1 pseudogene is annotated in these 515 nt (G+C 39.6%); it reads left to right on the top strand.

From position 1 onward, the window contains the following. Positions 1 to 515: pseudogene (locus ACFINC_RS11925) on the top strand (hypothetical protein); the annotation flags it as partial.

Below are 515 nucleotides of genomic sequence, written 5' to 3'. Positions count from 1 at the left end.
AGCTTTGTTCAGCAAGACAAAACAACGCATCGTCTCACTATTGGAGGTGCAGTAGAAGGTAGTGAAATCAACATTGCCAACAGTAAGAAAGAAGACCGGACGCTTTCTGGTGTTGGGGAAGCAAAGAACAATAATGACGCTGTTAACAAAAGCCAGCTTGATAGCAATATCAAGAATGTCAATGATAATGTAACAAATAAGTTTAACGAACTTACTAAAAACATAACGAATATTACTCAGCAAGTTAAAGGTGATGCTTTATTATGGAACGATAAAGCTAATGCCTTTGTAGCACGTCATGAAAAGAGTAAAGAAGAAAAAGGCAAGGCTGTCAGGACACAAGAAAACAGTAGAATTACGTTCCTTGCAAATGGTGAGATTAGCGCTAAATCAACGGATGCGATTACGGGTGGTCAGCTTTATTCGCTGAACGAACAACTTGCAACCTATTTTGGTGGTGGTGCAGGTTATGATGAGCAAGGACAATGGACTGCTCCAAGTTTTAAGGTTAAGAC

It is taken from the genome of Bartonella sp. AP58NXGY (assembly GCF_042195785.1).
Lineage (GTDB): Bacteria > Pseudomonadota > Alphaproteobacteria > Rhizobiales > Rhizobiaceae > Bartonella.
Note: the sequence above shows the minus strand (reverse complement) of the source record. Positions and strands in the feature narration are given on the sequence as shown.